The following is an 18,115-nucleotide window of genomic DNA, read 5'->3' as shown; positions in this document are numbered from 1 at the left end:
AGTAATTTTTTTACCTAAGCCCTGCAGCAATCGAGGCTGTCAGCTGATGCTGAGGGTCAATTTGACCATCTTTGTGACGAAGGCCGTTGAATGTATACACATCAAAGTGTCCATTCATTCCATTTACAATTGTATCAAGGTTTGGACCGTAGCCATATCCACCGCTTCTGTTCGCAACATTTTGGTTGTAAGGCACACCATCTACTCCTGCATGTGGCATACCAGAAACTGACACAGCTATTCTTCTTCCTTTTACTTCAACTATGAACGGACGTCTTTCCCAACTCCAGCTGCCACCAAATATCTCTTTCATAATTTGAGTGTCTTTAAAGCTCAAGGTTTCAACATCTGCATGGCTTGCACCCATTGTTCTTTTTGCAAAGAAGTATTTTCCTGTCTGAATGTCAATAAACTTGCCAACGCTGCCAATTGGGAATACATAATTTCCCTGCGTGAACCAGTCGAGCATTTCAACTCCGTACTCATTTGAATGCACAGCAACTGTATGAACTGGCACTTTTAAGCTTTGTCCTGCATAGATGTATGAGTTTTGATTTAGATTATTTGCCGACATAAGTTCATAGTCGGGTATTCCAAATTTTACTGCAATAGACCATATTGTATCACCACTTTGCACCTTGTAGTAGGTATAGCTTACATAGTCACCTGAAGTATCAACAGGTAGAAAGGAGTAAAAGTAGCTGCTTGGTTTTGAGGTATCTGCAATATCTTGCTTTATAGCTACTGCCCATATTGAAACATATCCAGTTCCTTTCTGTGTTGAAATTTTATAGAAATCTACTTGCTTTCCAACAACATTTACAGTTTGCCCTTGAGTAAGATAAAATAGGTTTTGCGAAGATGAAGAAGGCGCAGCTTTTACGTAAGTCCACCGCCTTATTGTTCCAGTAATTTGAGCTAAATTGAGGTTCACTTTTTTTACAATTAGCTTTTGTCCCACATAGAGTGTATCATTTGTGAGATTATTAAAACTCTTTATAGCTTCAATAGATGTTCTAAACGTTTGTGATAATATCCAGAGTGAATCACCGCTTTGAACACTGTAGACTATGTAATTTCCATTTGGCTTGAATATCATCCGCTTTCCGGATGTATAATGACGAAATTCAAATAAATTTAAGTAAGTTTTGAAAGTAGAATAAGGTACAAAAATTCTATTTTGTATAATTTGCATTGGTCCTTCCATATAAAAATATTTCCCATTGAACATAACAACATTGCTATCGAGTTTGAATATAAGTTCATTTTGGTCAATGATAAGCTTTGACTGAAGAAAGTTATAGTCTTTTGGATCAAAAGCAAAACTTCCGCCCAGTATCCTTGAAAGTTCATGAGGAGAGAGATAAGCTACTGAGCTTTTGTTAATAATGGTGATATAAGATAGCTTGCCATTTGAATCAAAAAACAGAGCCTCTTCTTTTTTAATATCAGAGGCAAGCGAAGGAGAGACTATGACTAAGGATAAGACTATAGCAGTAGTAACAAACAGCCAAAACCTTAATAGACTTTTCATAAAAACCCCGCCTCTTTCAAAAGTTTTAATATATTTTCATTATAAAGCCAGGTTTTTACTCAGCTCAAATGAAATACTTTCCAAAGTGACTGAGTGTCTAAAGATAACTTGTAAACTTTTACATAAGTTTTGTGGTATACTAATAATTGAAGAAATAATAGGAGATGATTGCAATGCCGGCAATCTCGGTTCTCAATAGTTCTTTGAAGAATGAGTTGGATAGAATATTGAACATAATTATTGAAAATTTCAATCCTGAAAAGGTGATACTGTTTGGGTCAATGGCAAATGGAAATTTTAATGAATCGAGCGATATTGACTTGGTGGTGATAATGCCTACTAATCTTAGGTTTATGGAGAGATTATTACATCTTGCACAGACTGTAAAACCTGAAGTACCTGTAGATTTTTTGGTCTATACTCCAGAAGAGGAAGAAGAATTTATAAAAAATAACCATTTATTTTACACAGAAGAAATTTTAAAAAAAGGAGTTATACTCTATGAAAAAAGGAAAAACTGAATTTGAACAATGGGTAATGTATGCAGAAAATGATCTAAAAGCTGCTGAAAAGCTGTTAAACTCAAAACTTTATAATATAGTATGTTTCCATTCTCAGCAGGCAATTGAGAAATATTTGAAAGCGTTTTTGGTATATAATGGTGTAAATCCACCCCGAACACATAGTATAGTAAATTTAATAGAAATGTGTGCAAATATTAAAAAAGATTTTGAAAAATTTAAAGAAGAGGCGCGCATAATAGATGTTTTCTACATTCCCTCAAGGTATCCCAACGCGCCTCTTGGAACCATTCCGGATGGTTTGCCGAACAAAGATGATGCAGAAAGAGCATTTGAAATTGCTCAAAAAATTTGTGAATTTGTAAAAAATCTATTGCCAAATTAAGATTCAGAAATATTTTTCATCAAATTTGCCATCTCCAGGGCAGAGAGGGCTGCGTCAAATCCTTTGTTTCCTGCTTTTGTACCCGCTCTTTCTATTGCCTGGTCGACTGTATCACATGTCAGAACACCAAATATAACTGGAACCTCTTGTTCTAAAGAGACGTTTGCAATGCCTTTTGATACTTCTGCGCTTACATACTCAAAATGTGGTGTGCTGCCGCGAATTACTGCACCAAGTGCAATTATTGCATTGTATTTTTTTGACTTTGCAAGCTTTTTAGCAACAAGTGGTATTTCAAAAGCACCTGGTACGTAATATACATCGATATTTTCACTGTCAACATCATGCCGAGAAAGACCATCTAAGCACCCTTTTAAAAGCTCATCAGTGATAAATGAATTAAATCTTGAGACCACAATTGCAAGTTTCAAATCTTTTCCACAAAAGCTTCCTTCAAAAGTTCTCAAAGCCATCCTCTCCTTTTATTAAGATTTCATGCTTTTTCTTTAATATTTTTGAATGTATATATTTCCTGTTATATGGATTTATCACGATTGGAATAGATATTCTCTTTAAAATCTCGATTCCTAAGTCTTGCAAAAAAGAAACTTTTTCAGGGTTAGATGTTGCAAGATTTATTTTCTTTATTCCAAAGAACCTTAAAATATGCAAAGCATCAAAGTAATCTCTCAAATCGTCGTCAAAGCCAAGTAGATTGTTTGCCTCATAGGTATCAAAGCCTTGCTCTTGAAGTGCGTAAGCTTTAATCTTATTGGCAAATCCAATTCCTCTTCCTTCCTGGTCAAGGTAAATGAGCATGCAGTTTTTATTCTCTGCCATAAAATGCAAGAAAAATTCAAGCTGTTGGTGACAATCACACCTCAAACTGTGAAAAACATCTCCTGTTTTGCACGAAGAATGTATTCTAACATTTACAGGCTGGCTTGGGTTAAAAGTCTGGTTTATCAGCACAGCATGTTCTTTTTGCGAAAAATAGTTTTTGAAAACAAAAATCTTAAACTTTCCATACTGTGTGGGAAGGTTTGCTTCAGCTTCTTTTTGGACTGTGGGCCGGTTTAATAAAATATATTTTTCAATCTCATCAATTGTGGTAATAGGTATTGAAAATCTCTTTGCTAAATTTTTTACATACTCTTTGTTATGGCTATCTCCTTTTTCGTCTAAGATTTCAATCATCACTGCAGCAGGAAAAAGCTCTGAGATTCTGCAAAGTTCAACAGCAGCTTCTGTATGACCTTTTCTTGCAAGAACACCTCCTTCATGAGCAACAACAGGATTTACATGCCCAGGAATTTTAAAGTCAGAGGCTGTTGCGTTTGGGTTTGCAAGTTCTTTGCTTGTTTTGCTTCTCTCGATAGCAGTTATACCTGTTTTTGTGTCTTTGTGGTCAACAGTAACTGTAAAAGTGCAGGTGTTTTGAGTATTGTAAGGAACGTATAAATTCAAGCGCCTTTGAATTTCTTTGTCTATGGCCACACAGAACATTCCTTTAGCGTGATTTAAAACAAAGCTTATTTTATCTGGTGTTGAAAACTGAGCAGGCAAAATTAAATCTGCCTCATCTTCACGGTTTTGGCTGTCAAATACTATTACAAACTTTCCACTTTTAAAGTTCTGTATTACATCTTTTAAATCATACATGTCTATCACCTCAAATTCTCCTTTACAATCTTTGCAATGTAGTCAAATTCAATGTTTACCCAGCTACCTACCTTTTTGTACTTCAAGGTAGTATTTTCGATAGTGTGTGGAATCAAAGATATTGTAAAGTATGTGTCAAAGACATCTACAACTGTAAGAGAAATACCATCAATTGCAACAGAACTTTTTCTGATAACAAGGCCTTTAAAATCTTCAGATGGTTTTATTCCAATTATTCTACTTTTTCCCTGAATTTTTTGCATGCAGATTGTGCCAATACAGTCAACATGGCCAAGGACAATGTGACCGCCAATTCTGTCTCCCATCTTCAAAGCAGGCTGCAGGTTTACAGGCATTCCCTCTTTTAAAAATTTAAGTGTGGTCCTTTCAATTGTTTCAGGTGACAGGTCAAAATCAAATTTGCTATTTGAGATATTTGTAACTGTCAGGCACACACCATCAACTGCTATGCTGTCACCAATTTTTGCATCTATCTTTTTCACTTCTATACTCAGCTTTACAATATCTTCAATTTTTTTCATTAGAACAACCCTGCCAACCTCTTCAACAATGCCGCTAAACATAACTTATATCTCCTTCAATAATAGTAGAGTTTTTAAATGTTGTAACTTTTGTATTTGCAAGCTTTGGGAAAAACTGTTCAAAGCCTTCTGCACCAACTACACCTTTTGTGTTCTGTCCACCTATGAAAACATTGAATATCAATGAATACCAGTAATCCGCAATTCTTTGCTTCAAAAGAGAAAAGTTAAGAAAGCTTCCTCCCTCAACAAGGACTGATACTATCTTTTGCTGTGCAAGTTTTGAAAATGCGTCTAAAAGGTCAAGATGACCATCTTCTGATGACTTTGCAAAGATAATTTTTATTCCTTTTTGAGAAAGAAGATCTATTTTTCGGGCATCATTAACATTTTCACTGCACACAATGTAGGTAGAATATTCATCAGACGTTTTTACAATATTGCATTCAAGAGGAATTCGAAGCTTTGAATCTAGCACAACTCTTATGGGCTGTCTTACAATCTGGCCATACCTTGCATTTAAAATTGGGTTATCTGAAATCACTGTATTTACAGAGACCATTGTTGCCATATATTTTTGCCGAAGACTGTGTACAAAGATGTTTTCGTCATCTGTGTTAAACATAAATCTTTCACCTGAAGGTGTTGCAATTTTGCCATCAATACTCTGGGCAACTTTTATGGCAATGTAGGGTATACCTTTTTTCATAAATTTAAAAAATTCTTTGTTTACACTTTCTGCTTCTTTTTCTAAAATGCCCTCTACAACTTCAATTCCGTGCTGTTTTAAGATTTGTATGCCCTTGCCATTAACAAGAGGATTTGGGTCTTCAGTGGCAACCACAACTTTTTTAATGCCACTTTTTATAATTGCGTCTGTACAAGGTGGCTGTTTACCAAAATGACAACAGGGTTCTAAAGAGACATACATTGTTGCGTTTTTGAGACTATAACCACTTTTTGTTGCATCCTCGATTGCTAAGACTTCAGCATGTTTTTCACCGTACTTTTGATGATACCCTTTTCCGATTATTGTTCCGTTTTTTACAATCACACATCCAACTTTTGGGTTTGGCAGCACCAAAGGTGAAGCTTTCTTTGCAAGATCAAGTGCTATGTTCATGTAGTAGCTATGTGAAAGAGACCTCAAATGCCTCCTCCTTTCAAGGTAGTAATTTGATGGACAAAAAACTAAAGCCTCGAAAGTGGATTTTCCACCTTCGAGGCTTTTTGGGCTTTTACCAAGATGTATAAGAAAATCTTCTTACACATCCACTCCTTCTCCCATCCGGACTGTAACCGTTGGCACCGGAATTCCACCGGTTCTGCAAAAGCCAAAAAGGCTTTTGCTCGCGGGCTTTTACCGCCAGTGGGGAATTTCACCCCGCCCCGAAGGATGGACATTGAACAGAGATTTATGTTCAATTTTACATTTCATTATATTCGTAAATTTACGAAATTTCAATAGCAAAATTTACCTTATCCAAACTTTGTAGACTACAGCAAGGCTTAAGACCAATAATGGAACGCCAAAATATATTATCTCAAAATTTCTTGCTTGTAATTCCTACAATCAAAAACACAACAGTACTCAAAATTATACCAAAAGCTAAAAATAACCCTAAAAATTTTTTGAAATTTTTCGCAAACTTTGTTCCAAAAACGAAAGGAAGAAGAATAAACTCTACAATTAAAATCAAAAATACACCAAGAACAATTGTTCCAACTATATAAAAAGCATTTTTTTCAAGAATTGAACTGATTACAGAGCCAATAGTAGCTAATATAACAAGTATGTAAAAGAAAATCCTATAAATTCTCAACAATTTTTCATTCATTTTACAGTTTTCCTCCAAAGAACTTTATTACCATCTAATATTTATGAAAACTCCAGCACCTACTTTAGCAGCAAGCCCGCCACCTATTGATATTCCGCTTGATAAAAATTTAAGTTTACCTTCTGCTCCCCACGCACCAGCATAACCTTTTCCACCAACTTCGACAGTAATGCCACCAATACTAAACCCAAAACTTTGTCTATCTCCCCTTATTTTAGCATTTTTCTCATTTCAAATTCAAGTTCATTCTCGTAACCTTTGAATAGTACTTTATCAATGTCTTCCTTGTTAAAGAAAATGTTGTAATCAGCCGAAAAGTTTCCCTCAAGATAAAAACAAGCAACATAATCAAATTCATGACCCGTTCGTGAATTGAACTGTTTTCGACCATAAATCATTAATGGTTTATTTCCACCTTTTAGAACGACTACACTTCCAATTGGAAGCCATTCGTTTTCCATCTTAATCACCTCCATAACCTTTATTTCCATTTTATCAGGAGAAGAAGCGCCAATAGATGTTTTTGTAATATATAGTTAAAAATTCAAATACCCTAACTTGCTATTTTTAAAAATTTTGTTGATAAACCAACTACCAATGTGATAAAGTATATAACAAAGAGAAATCGAAATCGGTTACAATATCTGATGTTTATAAAGATGAGAAAACAAAGAGAATTAGGGGGGGGTGAAATTTTTGCCATCAATTGAAGATGTTGCAAAAAGGGCTGGTGTGTCAAAAGCCACAGTTTCAAGGGTTTTGAACAACAGTGCAAATGTATCAGAAAAAAAGAGAAAGGCTGTGCTTGATGCAATAAAGGCTTTGAACTATACTCCAAACGTCACTGCAAAGAACTTGGCAAAGAGAAAAACTGAAACTGTGGGAATCATAATCCAGTCGCTGAGCGGTTGGTTTTACGGTGAGGTGGTTGACCTTCTTAACAATTACATATCAAAACGAGGTTATGGTGCAATATTTTGCCAAATTTCAGACAATATAGACTATTTTAAATTTCTTGTCGGCAGGGTTGATGGAATAATTGTGTTTGGATACAAAACCATTAACAGAGAGTCACTGAGGCTTTTAAAAGCTAACAATGTGCCAGTGGTACTTGCAGAGAATAACACCGAATATTCAGATGTGCCGCGGATAAATGTAAACAACTTCCAAGGTGGATACATGGCAGCAAAGTACTTAATAGACAAAGGTTGTAAAAAGATTGCTCATATTTTAGGCCCCTCAGATTCTTTTGAAAGCCTTGCAAGGTTTGAAGGATATAAAGCAGCCTTGAGTGATGCTGGAATTGAATTTGATGGAAGACTTTGCATTGAAGGAGATTTTATGTTTCAAAAGGCATATGAGAATATAAAAAAGCTTGTCCAAACACAACAGATTGATGGCATATTTGCAGCAAATGATGTAATGGCATATGCAAGCATATATGCTTTAAATGAGATGGACATTAAGGTTCCCCAGCAAATCAAAGTTGTGGGTTTTGACGATGTAGATATATTTGGGTTGAGACTTAGCAAGATGCCAAAGCTCACAACAGTTCGTCAACCAATTGATTTAATGGTCAAAACTGCCTGTGATATTCTTTTTGACAAAATAAATAACCCTGAGAAAAAATTTGAAAGCGAGTATGTATTGGATACTCAGCTGGTTGTGAGAGAGTCTGCTTAAAAAGAAATTATTTTGGAAAGGGGAGGTTGTTCAAAATGTACTTTATTGGAATTGATGTCGGAACATCAGGTACGAAGACCATTTTGACGGATTCAAAAGGGAACATCTTAGCTACAGCTACTTTTGAGTATCCTCTTTACCAGCCTCAGATTAGTTGGGCTGAGCAAAACCCTGAAGACTGGTGGGATGCAAGTGTTAAAGGAATTAAAGCTGTGCTTGAAAAGTCCAAGGTAAACCCCAAGGAAGTCAAAGCTGTGGGACTTACCGGGCAGATGCACGGGCTTGTGATGCTTGACAAGAACTACAACGTCATAAGACCATCAATCATTTGGTGTGACCAGAGGACAGCAAAAGAATGTGATGAGATAACAGAAAGAGTTGGTAGGCAGAGGCTTATTGAGATAACAGCAAACCCTGCTTTAACAGGTTTTACTGCTTCTAAGATATTGTGGGTAAGAAACAATGAACCACAAAACTATGAAAAGGTTTATAAGATTTTATTGCCAAAGGACTATATAAGATTTAAGCTCACAGGCGAATTTGCAACAGATGTATCTGATGCTTCTGGTATGCAGCTTTTAGATATCAAAAATAGGTGCTGGTCTGATGAGGTGTTGCAAAAACTTGAAATAGACAAAGAACTCTTAGGTAGAGTGTATGAATCACCAGAGGTAACAGGGACGATATCAGAAGAAGCAAGCAAAATAACAGGTCTTGCGAAAGGAACACTTGTTGTTGCAGGTGGAGGAGACCAGGCAGCAGGTGCTGTTGGAAATGGAATTGTAAGAACAGGTGTTGTATCGTCAACAATTGGTTCATCCGGTGTTGTTTTCGCACACTTAGATGACTTTAGAATTGACCCTGAGGGTAGAGTTCATACGTTTTGTCATGCTGTGCCCGGCAAGTGGCATGTTATGGGCGTGACGCAGGGTGCAGGGCTTTCTTTAAAGTGGTTTAGAGACAACTTTGCTCACATCGAAAAGGCTGCATTTGAGTTTATTGACAAAGACCCATACATCTTGATGGACCAAGAAGCAGAGCTTGCAAACCCAGGAGCAGATGGACTTGTGTTTTTACCATACCTTATGGGAGAGAGAACACCAATCTTAGATCCCTTTGCAAAAGGGATTTTCTTTGGGATAACAGCAAAGCATACAAGAAGAGAATTTATAAGAGCTGTTATGGAAGGAGTTGTATTTTCTCTTAAAAACTGTCTTGACATCTTGGTTGAGATGGGGATTGAGATAAAAGAAATAAGAGTCTCTGGCGGTGGTGCAAAGAGCAAACTCTGGAGACAGATGCAGGCAGACATATTTGAGATGGATGTATGGACGTTAAATTCCAAAGAAGGTCCTGCATTTGGTGCGGCTATCTTGGCAGCTGTTGGAGCAGGAGAGTATGCTTCAGTCGAAGAAGCGTGTGATGCGATGATTCAAAAAGTAGATGTATGCAGGCCTAATAAAGAATTGTTTGATATTTACAGAAAGACTTATAAGCTATACAATAGTATATATCCGCGAATAAAGGATTTGTTTAGGCAATAAATTCACTAGAAGCAGCTGAACTTGGTATATAATTCAAAAAAAGGGGGTTATAAGCCCTCTTTTTTTGCTATTTTTCTTAAAGGAGTTTTACGAAGTTTGTCGAAATAAATAGTTATGTGAGTTTTTTGACAGAAGGTAACAACAGTTGAAAATAACCAAAATGACATAATTTTGATTGGGTGATTATAGATATTGTAGAGTATACAAAGAGTTAAAGAAACATACAGCATCAGCAGGAGTACATTAAAATAAATTGGGCAAAGGAAGGGTTGATAACTCCGGTTAGGACACCAAAAGGGAGAAGAAGGTACAAAAAAGAAGATATAGAGAAATTATTAGGCATGCTGGAAGAAAAACAAAAAACCAAAGTAGTTTTGTATGCAAGAGTATTTACAAAGAAACAGGAAGAGTATCTTAAGAATCAAATTAGAAGGCTTGAAGAATACACTAATTCCCAGGGATGGCAGCATGAAGTCATACATGAAATAGCAAGTGGGGGTAAATGAAAAGAGAAGAGGGTAATTTATGCTTTTGAACAAGATAAAAAGAGGTGGCAAAAAGAGTTGATAACAATACAAGCTAAACTTACTTTTCCAAGCAGGGAAGACAAACAAACAGTGTTGGATTTAATGAGAAGATGGTCATCCTGCGTAAGATTCGCATATAACAGGCTTTTAGAAGGCTGGGATAGAAACACAATAAAAAGAGAGCTGCAGGGGGTTTTTAATTTAAATTCGAGGTATGTGGATGATGCGATAATGAAAGCAAAAAGCATTTTGACCTCATGCAAAGAAAGAGGAGAAAATCCCAGGAAGGTCATTTTTGGTGGCAGGCAGCTTTTTGAAAAGCTAAAGAGGAGGCACATAAACGGCGAACAATACAGGAAACTTCAACGTAAGTGGCGGGAGAAGCGGAAGGGGAATTTGTATTCAAGAGGAGACAGGAGCAAGAAAGGTAATCTCAATACAAGGATTGAGATAGATGAAGATTGTACAAAACTTAGAATCAACGTAGGAGAAAAGGAGTACGTATATGCAACGATACAGCCTGGATGGAAGATAAAAGATGGAACGTACATTGATAGAAATCAACTTCTTGAGGCGATAAGTATTTCTGGACAGCCTTATTCTGTCCAGCTGAAACTTAAAAGTGGTGTAGTATACGCCTATTTCACTGTTGAAGAGGAATTTCCAAAGGCTAAGATAACAAAAGCGAATGGAGTTATAGGGATAGACACTAATGCATATCCAAAGAATGTTGCATGGGTAGAAACAGACGAGTACGGACAGTTTCTGGGATATGGCAGGATACCACTTGAGAAGCTTGAAAGTGGCAGCTTTGAAAAAAGAGAGTATTACAGGTGGCAGTATGCACACATGATAGTACAAATGGCGAAAGAGAAGCAAAAAGCCATAGTGATTGAGAGCCTTAGCATACAGGACAGGGGCAGAAGAGGAGACTTTTCAGGCAGAAAATCAAGACGGATAAGGCATTATTTTGGGGGCAAAGCACTTTTGGAGAAGGTAAAACTTTTAGCAAAGCGAGAAGGGATAGAGGTTGTAGAAGTAGACCCTGCATACACTTCTGTAATAGGGATGTTGAAGTACGCACCGCAGTTTATGGTGACAAAGGATGTAGCTGCGGCATATGTAGTAGCAAGAAGGGGACTTGGGCTGAGAGAGAGGATACCGTCAAACTATATGGAGTTTTTGAGCTGGCTTGATGTAAGTAGTTTAGAAGAACTAAAAGAGTATGTAAGCAAGACGGTGAAGAACGTAGGCTTGAGGAAGAAGCAGATAAAGGAGATTGAGAATGTAATGCGGATGGTACAAAGCCCTGGGAGTGAGCCAGGGAGGGTATCAGGGCCTCTGGGTGGAACAAGTTCTGGTACCTGTGGCAAAGACCACAATCCCTGGCGAGTTCTCAGGGTAGCGGTGGTAACGCCACTTTCCCCTGACAGGGTATTGCGTGACATGTCTGTCCTGAAATCGATATTGGTTTCAGGGCAAGTGGGGAGACCCTTGAGGGCGTGAGTTCCTGCTTCTTGGGGCAGGGGCTATAGCTTTCCCAAATACCGCCTGCTGGGGCTGGGAAAGCTTGAAAGGCGGACTACAAATACCCCAGCTATCTAAACTGTACATTTTTGTACAGTTTAGGTAACCAGGATTGAAATTGAAGACACAAAAGAAATTATTAAGACGATCTTTTGAATTTTTAGTAATTCTTCTCATCTGTTTTCCTTTGGGTATTCAAATTAGTAAACTCTTTTGGAAGCTAAAAAATCCCCTATTTGAATATCTTCAACTTGCAAGTCTTTCTTTTGCCGTATTTTTCTTTTCTATTTTCTATGTACTCAGATACAGTGCTGTTTTAAAACGATATCGACTCTCTGAGAAAAAGCAAAAACTCATTATTAACAAATTAAAGGAAGAAAAAGAAACTATTGAAAAAGGGTATATTAACAGTATTCAGATGAACAAGGAAATGACAAGTATTGTAAAAAGACTAATTGATACACAGAGAGTACTCAAACAAAAAAATGAGTGGCTAAGAAGCTTTTTTGAGCTTACAACAGAGATTTTGAGCCTTTCAGATGCCTATGAAGTAATCAAACTACTGGGTAGTTTTGAGAGTAAGAACTTGGGATTTTTGAGAATTAGTGTATATTTCAATAATCAAGACAATGTATTTAAACATTTGTGTTATTTCGGGAATAAAGACCCTGATGAAGAGTTGCTGCTAAAAAAGGCAAGAGAAGATGTCAATATTGCTTACAAAATGGAGCAAAAGGATAATCTTCTTAAAATAGCAGTTCCAATGATATCAGAAGACAAGTGTGAAGGCGTTTGCTTTTTTACCATTAGATGTGACTTTTTAGAAAAGGAAGATATAAGTTATTACATAAGTATATGCAATTTCATAACAATAGCAATCAAAAATTCAATTTACTATTCAAATCTAAAGAAGCAGAAATTAGAGATTGAGGATTTGTATGAGAAAAGTACATATGTTAACGAAAAATTAAAAGAGACTATCGAGGAGCTAAATAAGTCAAAGGTTGAGCTGGAAAAGAAAAATGCTGAGATAGAGAGATTTTTTTATGAAATAATCCTTTGTCTGTCAAAGACAATTGAGTACAAAGATGTTTACACAAAAGGACATTGTGAAAGAGTTCAGAGTATTGCTTTAAAGATTGCAGATGAGCTTGGACTTTCTGAGGATGAGAAAGATGTTTTAAAGGTTGCCTGTCTTCTTCATGATATCGGTAAGATTGGTATCAAGGAGGAGATATTAAATAAAAAAGAGCCTTTATTACCTCAAGAGTATGAGGAAATAAAAAAACATCCGTTAATCGGATACAACATTCTAAAGGATTTAGACTTCATGGAGAGAATACAAAAAGTTATCTTGCAGCATCATGAAAGGGTGGATGGCAAAGGTTATCCGTATGGCTTGAAAGACGATGAAATTGATTTGTTGGCAAGAATAATTTCTGTTGCAGACGCATATGATGCTATGACATCAGACAGGCCTTATCGCAGAGCTTTTGCTAAGGATGAGGCTTTGAAGGAACTTCAAAGATGTGCAGGAAGCCAGTTTGATAAAAATATTGTAGAAAAACTTCTTAGTTTGGCACAAAAAGGAATGGTGATGTTTTTATAGAAAAAAGATATAAGGTGTGTTAAAATTATTTAATATAATATTCGATGGGGTATGACAAAAAATGTATAAAGTAATCTTGGCCATAAGAAATAAAAAACTATTTGCCATTGTTAAAAGTTCTTTAATAGAAAATGGATACTCAATTGCAGATACAGCTTCTGATTTTTCTGACTGTCTCAGAAAGATAAGGGTGTTAAAACCTGATGTAGTAATTATGGAATATGGATTTAGTATAGGAAGTATGGTTGAGATAATAGATATTCTTAAAAATGACAAAATATGCCCTGTTGTAATTCTTGCGAACCAGGCACAAAAGTCTAACATAGAGAGTGTTATTTTAGAGGATGATGAATTTAATGTATTTTTATACAGTCCATTTAACAAATGGGCTTTTATTTCTTTTGTTGAGATGGTGGTTAGAAATTGGTCAAGATTAAGAAAATTGGAAGAACACATAAAAAAACTGCAGGATGATTTAGAGACAAGAAAACTTGTTGAAAGAGCAAAAGGAATCTTGATGAAAGAGCTAAAGCTTGATGAGGAGCTTGCAATGAGAAAACTTCAAAAGCTCAGCATGGACCACCAAATGCCTATTAAAGAAGTTGCAAGAAGAATCATAGAATGGAAGATGAACAATAAACAGTAGAGGTTTCTGAGAAATGAGGGTATTAGTTTTTGGCGGATTTGACTATGAAAGGTCACGGCTTTATGTTGTAAGTAGTTATTTAGAAGTCCTGCTGAGTTTGAATGCCAAGGTTATTATCTTTCCACTTAGCGAGCTTGCAAAGGGAATGATAGAGGAGTACATAAATGAATGTGAGTGTATACTTTTTTGTGGAGGTGAAGATGTTCATCCGAGGTTTTATAAAAAAGAGCCAGAAAGAGGAATAAGAAAGATAAATCTTCTTCGAGATGAGATTGAGATTGAAGCAATGAGACTTTCATATGAGCAAAACAAAAGAGTTTTAGCTATATGCAGAGGTATTCAGGTGATGAATGTTGCTTTTGGGGGGACACTTAAGCAAGACATAGACAAAGAAGGCTATATAAGCCATTTTCAAGATATGGACGGCAGGTTTGGTTATCACACGGTAGAAATTAACGGAAGGGTTTTAAAGGCGATTTTTAAACGTGAAGAGATTTTAGTCAATTCATTTCATCATCAGGTAATTGAAACTGTAGCTCAAGGCTTTTTAGTGGAGGCAACAGCAAAAGACGGTGTGATAGAGGCTATCTCAAGACATGATAGGGACTTTTTTGTGGGTGTGCAGTGGCATCCGGAGCTGATGTGGAAGCAAGACGTTTTACAGTTTGAGCTTTTCAAAGAGCTTGTCAAGGGGTGAGTAAATGACATATCAAAAGATTGGGGAAATACTTTTAAAGTATAGTGGCAAGATACTATACTCTATAATTATCTTGGTGGTTGGTCTTGTGCTTCTAAAATTTTCAAATAAGATGCTTGAAAGATGGAAAAATAGAGAAAAAAGCACTGTAATTCCATTTAACCAAAAACGGATAGACACTCTTGCGGCACTTTTTAAGAGTATTGTAAAATACTCTATATACTTCATTATGATTGTGCTTATACTTGAAAATTTTAATGTTTCAATCAAAACAATATTAGCAGTAGCTGGAATTGGAGGTTTGGCAATAGGTTTTGGTGCGCAGAGCCTTATTCGAGATGTCATAGCAGGGCTTTTTCTGATAATCGAAGACCAGCTATCTGTTGGTGACTATGTGACAATTGACGGGCGAAGTGGAATTGTAAAAGAGATGGGTATTAAAACCATTAAGATTCAGGATTATAACGGCTCAGTTCATATTATACCAAATGGATCAATAGGTGCTATTACAAACTGGTCAAGACACAACTCAAAAGCAATTGTTGATGTGAAATTAAACACAAAGATGAGCTATGACGAGGTTTCTCAAAAATTAAAAGAGGTGTTTGAGGAGATTGAAAAGGAGTTTGAAGATGACATTGTAACACCGCCACAGATTTTGGGTATTGTTGATACTAACTGGATAGAATACACTTTAAGGATTGTGACAGAAACCAAACCACTGAAACACTGGGATGTTGAAAGAGAGATGAGAAAGAAGATTATAGAAAAACTATTTTTAAACTAAGTCTTTCTACTACAAAACAAAATTTAAGAAAGGGGAAAAAGAGAAGATATGAAGGTATCGGAGCTTTTTATGCCAACAATGAAAGAGACACCTTCTGATGCAGAGATAGAATCACACAAACTTATGCTTCGCTCAGGTTTTATGAGACAGCTTTCATCAGGTATTTACGTTTATCTACCACTTGGATACAGGGTTTTGAGAAAGATTGAAAATATTGTAAGAGAAGAGATGGACAGAGCAGGTGCTCAAGAAGTGCACATGTCAGCTTTGATGCCAAAGGAGCTGTGGGAAGAGTCTGGCAGATGGGCAGTATTTGGGCCTGAGATGTTCAAGATAAAAGACAGAAATGAAAGAGAGTACTGCCTTGGACCAACCCACGAAGAGGCTTTTACTTACATTGTCAGAAATGAGGTTACATCCTACAGAGACCTTCCAAAGATTCTGTATCAGATTCAAACAAAGTTCAGGGATGAGAGAAGGCCAAGATTTGGTGTTATGCGCTGCAGAGAGTTTACAATGAAAGATGCATACTCTTTTGACATGAATGAGGAAGGATTGGATATATCTTACAAGAAGATGTATGATGCATATGTTCGAATATTTAAAAGATGCGGACTTGATGTAAAGATTGTTGAAGCTGATACAGGTGCAATGGGTGGATCAAACTCGCATGAGTTTATGGTACCATCATCTGTTGGTGAGGCAGAGATTGCATACTGCAAGGCATGTGGATATGCTGCAAACTTGGAAAAGGCAGAGTGTTTAGATGAACCTGTTGAAAATACCGAAGAGATAAAACAAATGCAAGAGGTCTACACTCCAAATGTAAGGACAATTGAAGAGCTTGTGAACTTTCTTAATATAGATGCAAAAAGATTTGTAAAGACAATGATCTACAAGGCAGATGACAGATTTGTCGCGGTTTTGGTCCGGGGCGACAGAGAGGTCAATGAAACAAAACTCAAAAACCTTTTAAAGGCAAATGAGCTTGAGCTGGCGAGTGTTGAAGATGTCGAGAGGATAACTGGTGCAAAGGTCGGGTTTGCAGGTCCTGTTGGACTTTCAATAGAAATCTATGCTGACAATGAGGTAAAATATCTCAAAAACTTTGTGGTGGGTAGCAACAAGACAGATTATCATATAAAGAATGTAAATCTTTCGGATTTTAAAGTAACAAAGTTTGCAGATCTTAGGAATATAACACAAGACGATCTTTGTCCAAAATGCCTATCTCAAAAAGTCACAATTGAAAGAGGAATTGAAGTAGGGCATATTTTCAAGCTCGGCACTAAATACACAGAGGCTTTTAACTGTGTGTACACAGACGAAAAAGGCGAAAAGAAACCTATGATTATGGGCTGCTATGGGATTGGCATCAACAGGACTGCCGCTGCTATAATCGAGCAGATGCACGATGAGGACGGAATAATTTGGCCAATTACTGTTGCGCCATATGAGGTAATTGTGGTGCCTGTAAACATAAAGGATGAACAGCAGAGTAAGATAGCGTTTGAGATTTATGAAGATTTGCAGAAAAAAGGCGTTGAGGTTTTAATTGACGATAGAGATGAAAGGGCTGGTGTTAAGTTCAAGGATGCAGATTTGATAGGAATTCCGTTTAGAGTAACAATTGGAAGAAAAATAGCAGATGGGAGGATAGAGGTGCGAAACAGAAGAACAAAAGAGTCGGTTGAGGTGGACATAGAATCAGCAGTTGAGTTTATTCTAAATTTAATAAATGAGGAAAAAGCAAGGTACAAAGTGTAAGTGAATACAGACGTGAAGACAGTAAAGGGAGCATTGATTGGCACTTTTCAGTGCTCCCTTTTGTTTTTATGGCTATTTTCGTTACTTTACAAAAAATTAAAAGAAAGGAGATTTGAATAATATGAAGATAATCGATGTAAGCCTTGACATCTCCAATGAAACCATTTCATTTCCAGGTGATCCAAAAGTTGAAGTAAAAAGAGTTTTTGACATCACAAAAGGTGATATTGCAACAGTGAGCAAACTCTCTTTGTCTTCACATACAGCAACACATATAGACGCACCTGCACATTTTATAAAAGATGGACTGACGGTTGACAAACTTCCTCTTGAACACCTGATGGGTAAGGTAAAGGTTTTTGAGGTGCCAAAAGAGGATAGGATAACAAGGAGCTTTCTTGAGAAAAAGCATATAGAAAGAGAGAAAGCTATATTTTTCAAGACAAAAAACTCACAGTATTTAAATTCAAGCAAATTTTACGAAAAATATACGAGCCTTTCGCTTGATGCAGCAGAGTATCTCATAGAAAAGGGAGTAAAAGTTGTAGGCATTGATTACCTCTCAATAGAAGAGTTTGGTTCGGAAGATTATTCTGTTCACAAAAGCCTTCTTTCAAGTGGAATAATAATCATTGAAGGCTTAAGTTTGCTTAATGTTACAGAAGGTGAATATGAGTTTATAGCTTTGCCCTTGAGAGTAAAAGGTTGTGATGGTGCCCCTGCAAGGGTAGTTTTAATAGAAAGATAGATATTGTACCATATTATACCATTTAAAAAGGCACCAGTTTGGTTAAATAAATATTAAGGTGTCTTTTTTATTACTGTAAATGGTTTGTCGAGGAAAAG

The 18,115-nt window shown here is 36.5% G+C and carries 18 protein-coding genes, 1 pseudogene and 1 riboswitch; of the genes and pseudogenes, 12 read left to right on the top strand and 7 right to left on the bottom strand.

From position 1 onward, the window contains the following. Positions 1 to 10: 10 nt before the first annotated feature. Complete coding sequence (locus PGC14_RS09175) at positions 11 to 1,534, bottom strand: LysM peptidoglycan-binding domain-containing protein (protein WP_271628729.1); 1,524 nt, start codon at positions 1,532 to 1,534, stop codon at positions 11 to 13. A gap of 173 nt (positions 1,535 to 1,707) precedes the next feature. Here PGC14_RS09175 and PGC14_RS09170 point away from each other — a divergent pair, with 173 nt between their 5' ends. Then, positions 1,708 to 2,055 (top strand): nucleotidyltransferase domain-containing protein, encoded by a 348-nt coding sequence (locus tag PGC14_RS09170; RefSeq protein WP_011916357.1) that lies wholly within the window; start codon positions 1,708 to 1,710, stop codon positions 2,053 to 2,055. Then, positions 2,036 to 2,440: a HEPN domain-containing protein gene (locus tag PGC14_RS09165; protein WP_271628728.1), complete on the top strand. Its 405-nt coding sequence runs from the start codon at positions 2,036 to 2,038 to the stop codon at positions 2,438 to 2,440. Before PGC14_RS09170 ends, PGC14_RS09165 begins: the two co-directional genes overlap by 20 nt. On the opposite strand, the gene ribE is transcribed toward PGC14_RS09165, so the two are convergent. The 6 genes from ribE to PGC14_RS09135 form a co-directional block, all read right to left on the bottom strand. Then, positions 2,437 to 2,907, bottom strand: coding sequence for a 6,7-dimethyl-8-ribityllumazine synthase (gene ribE, locus PGC14_RS09160; protein ID WP_011916359.1), 471 nt, complete (start codon positions 2,905 to 2,907; stop codon positions 2,437 to 2,439). The genes PGC14_RS09165 and ribE overlap by 4 nt on opposite strands. Beyond that, positions 2,894 to 4,102 carry a GTP cyclohydrolase II RibA gene (gene ribA, locus PGC14_RS09155; protein ID WP_271629874.1) on the bottom strand — a complete coding sequence of 403 codons (1,209 nt, stop codon included), beginning with the start codon at positions 4,100 to 4,102 and terminating at the stop codon, positions 2,894 to 2,896. The genes ribE and ribA overlap by 14 nt, the downstream gene beginning before the upstream one ends. 5 nt (positions 4,103 to 4,107) lie before the next feature. Beyond that, positions 4,108 to 4,686: a riboflavin synthase gene (locus PGC14_RS09150; protein ID WP_271628727.1), complete on the bottom strand. Its 579-nt coding sequence runs from the start codon at positions 4,684 to 4,686 to the stop codon at positions 4,108 to 4,110. Next, a complete protein-coding gene (gene ribD, locus PGC14_RS09145; RefSeq protein WP_271628726.1) occupies positions 4,679 to 5,794 on the bottom strand; it encodes a bifunctional diaminohydroxyphosphoribosylaminopyrimidine deaminase/5-amino-6-(5-phosphoribosylamino)uracil reductase RibD in 1,116 nt (371 codons plus the stop codon). Before ribD ends, PGC14_RS09150 begins: the two co-directional genes overlap by 8 nt. Before the next feature lie 122 nt (positions 5,795 to 5,916). Continuing rightward, positions 5,917 to 6,045, bottom strand: a riboswitch (FMN riboswitch). A 143-nt stretch (positions 6,046 to 6,188) separates the two neighbouring features. Further along, positions 6,189 to 6,482, bottom strand: coding sequence for a hypothetical protein (locus PGC14_RS09140; protein ID WP_271628725.1), 294 nt, complete (start codon positions 6,480 to 6,482; stop codon positions 6,189 to 6,191). A gap of 209 nt (positions 6,483 to 6,691) precedes the next feature. Next, positions 6,692 to 6,943 carry a DUF4176 domain-containing protein gene (locus tag PGC14_RS09135; RefSeq protein WP_271628724.1) on the bottom strand — a complete coding sequence of 84 codons (252 nt, stop codon included), beginning with the start codon at positions 6,941 to 6,943 and terminating at the stop codon, positions 6,692 to 6,694. A 226-nt stretch (positions 6,944 to 7,169) separates the two neighbouring features. On the opposite strand from PGC14_RS09135, the gene PGC14_RS09130 reads away from it, so the two are divergent. From PGC14_RS09130 to PGC14_RS09085, 10 genes and pseudogenes are all read left to right on the top strand, one after another. Beyond that, entirely contained in the window at positions 7,170 to 8,165 is a 996-nt protein-coding gene (locus PGC14_RS09130) for a LacI family DNA-binding transcriptional regulator (protein ID WP_228370016.1), read from the top strand. A gap of 35 nt (positions 8,166 to 8,200) precedes the next feature. Continuing rightward, positions 8,201 to 9,709: a xylulokinase gene (xylB, locus tag PGC14_RS09125; RefSeq protein WP_011916366.1), complete on the top strand. Its 1,509-nt coding sequence runs from the start codon at positions 8,201 to 8,203 to the stop codon at positions 9,707 to 9,709. A gap of 201 nt (positions 9,710 to 9,910) precedes the next feature. Further along, positions 9,911 to 10,228 (top strand): annotated as a pseudogene (locus PGC14_RS09120) (MerR family DNA-binding transcriptional regulator); the annotation flags it as partial. Between the two features lie 44 nt (positions 10,229 to 10,272). Then, entirely contained in the window at positions 10,273 to 11,742 is a 1,470-nt protein-coding gene (locus PGC14_RS09115) for an IS200/IS605 family accessory protein TnpB-related protein (RefSeq protein WP_271628723.1), read from the top strand. Positions 11,743 to 11,875: 133 nt separating this feature from the next. Next, positions 11,876 to 13,372, top strand: coding sequence for an HD-GYP domain-containing protein (locus PGC14_RS09110; RefSeq protein ID WP_271628722.1), 1,497 nt, complete (start codon positions 11,876 to 11,878; stop codon positions 13,370 to 13,372). Between the two features lie 61 nt (positions 13,373 to 13,433). After that, the gene (locus PGC14_RS09105) at positions 13,434 to 14,018 is read left to right on the top strand and encodes an ANTAR domain-containing response regulator (RefSeq protein WP_039766800.1); all 585 of its coding nucleotides are present in this window, start codon (positions 13,434 to 13,436) and stop codon (positions 14,016 to 14,018) included. 13 nt (positions 14,019 to 14,031) lie between these two features. Beyond that, entirely contained in the window at positions 14,032 to 14,715 is a 684-nt protein-coding gene (locus PGC14_RS09100; protein ID WP_271628721.1) for a gamma-glutamyl-gamma-aminobutyrate hydrolase family protein, read from the top strand. A gap of 4 nt (positions 14,716 to 14,719) precedes the next feature. Then, complete coding sequence (locus PGC14_RS09095; protein ID WP_271628720.1) at positions 14,720 to 15,502, top strand: mechanosensitive ion channel family protein; 783 nt, start codon at positions 14,720 to 14,722, stop codon at positions 15,500 to 15,502. Between the two features lie 48 nt (positions 15,503 to 15,550). Beyond that, positions 15,551 to 17,269: a proline--tRNA ligase gene (locus PGC14_RS09090; RefSeq protein WP_271628719.1), complete on the top strand. Its 1,719-nt coding sequence runs from the start codon at positions 15,551 to 15,553 to the stop codon at positions 17,267 to 17,269. Positions 17,270 to 17,390: 121 nt separating this feature from the next. Beyond that, on the top strand, positions 17,391 to 18,017 hold the full coding sequence (locus tag PGC14_RS09085; protein ID WP_271628718.1) for a cyclase family protein: 627 nt from the start codon (positions 17,391 to 17,393) through the stop codon (positions 18,015 to 18,017). The last annotated feature ends 98 nt before the right edge of the window (positions 18,018 to 18,115 follow it).

The organism is Caldicellulosiruptor sp. DIB 104C (assembly GCF_028198085.1).
GTDB classification, from domain to species: Bacteria; Bacillota; Thermoanaerobacteria; order Caldicellulosiruptorales; family Caldicellulosiruptoraceae; genus Caldicellulosiruptor; species Caldicellulosiruptor saccharolyticus.
This window is presented reverse-complemented; position numbering and strand designations above follow the sequence as displayed.

Bases quoted from the DNA above. Each gene is read 5' to 3' on its own strand.
- PGC14_RS09175 (WP_271628729.1), bottom strand. From the start codon at position 1,534: ATGAAAAGTCTATTAAGGTTTTGGCTGTTTGTTACTACTGCTATAGTC.
- PGC14_RS09170 (WP_011916357.1), top strand. From the start codon at position 1,708: ATGCCGGCAATCTCGGTTCTCAATAGTTCTTTGAAGAATGAGTTGGAT.
- PGC14_RS09165 (WP_271628728.1), top strand. From the start codon at position 2,036: ATGAAAAAAGGAAAAACTGAATTTGAACAATGGGTAATGTATGCAGAA.
- ribA (WP_271629874.1), bottom strand. From the start codon at position 4,102: ATGTATGATTTAAAAGATGTAATACAGAACTTTAAAAGTGGAAAGTTT.
- PGC14_RS09150 (WP_271628727.1), bottom strand. From the start codon at position 4,686: ATGTTTAGCGGCATTGTTGAAGAGGTTGGCAGGGTTGTTCTAATGAAA.
- PGC14_RS09140 (WP_271628725.1), bottom strand. From the start codon at position 6,482: ATGAATGAAAAATTGTTGAGAATTTATAGGATTTTCTTTTACATACTT.
- PGC14_RS09135 (WP_271628724.1), bottom strand. From the start codon at position 6,943: ATGGAAAACGAATGGCTTCCAATTGGAAGTGTAGTCGTTCTAAAAGGT.
- xylB (WP_011916366.1), top strand. From the start codon at position 8,201: ATGTACTTTATTGGAATTGATGTCGGAACATCAGGTACGAAGACCATT.
- PGC14_RS09105 (WP_039766800.1), top strand. From the start codon at position 13,434: ATGTATAAAGTAATCTTGGCCATAAGAAATAAAAAACTATTTGCCATT.
- PGC14_RS09100 (WP_271628721.1), top strand. From the start codon at position 14,032: ATGAGGGTATTAGTTTTTGGCGGATTTGACTATGAAAGGTCACGGCTT.
- PGC14_RS09095 (WP_271628720.1), top strand. From the start codon at position 14,720: ATGACATATCAAAAGATTGGGGAAATACTTTTAAAGTATAGTGGCAAG.
- PGC14_RS09090 (WP_271628719.1), top strand. From the start codon at position 15,551: ATGAAGGTATCGGAGCTTTTTATGCCAACAATGAAAGAGACACCTTCT.
- PGC14_RS09085 (WP_271628718.1), top strand. From the start codon at position 17,391: ATGAAGATAATCGATGTAAGCCTTGACATCTCCAATGAAACCATTTCA.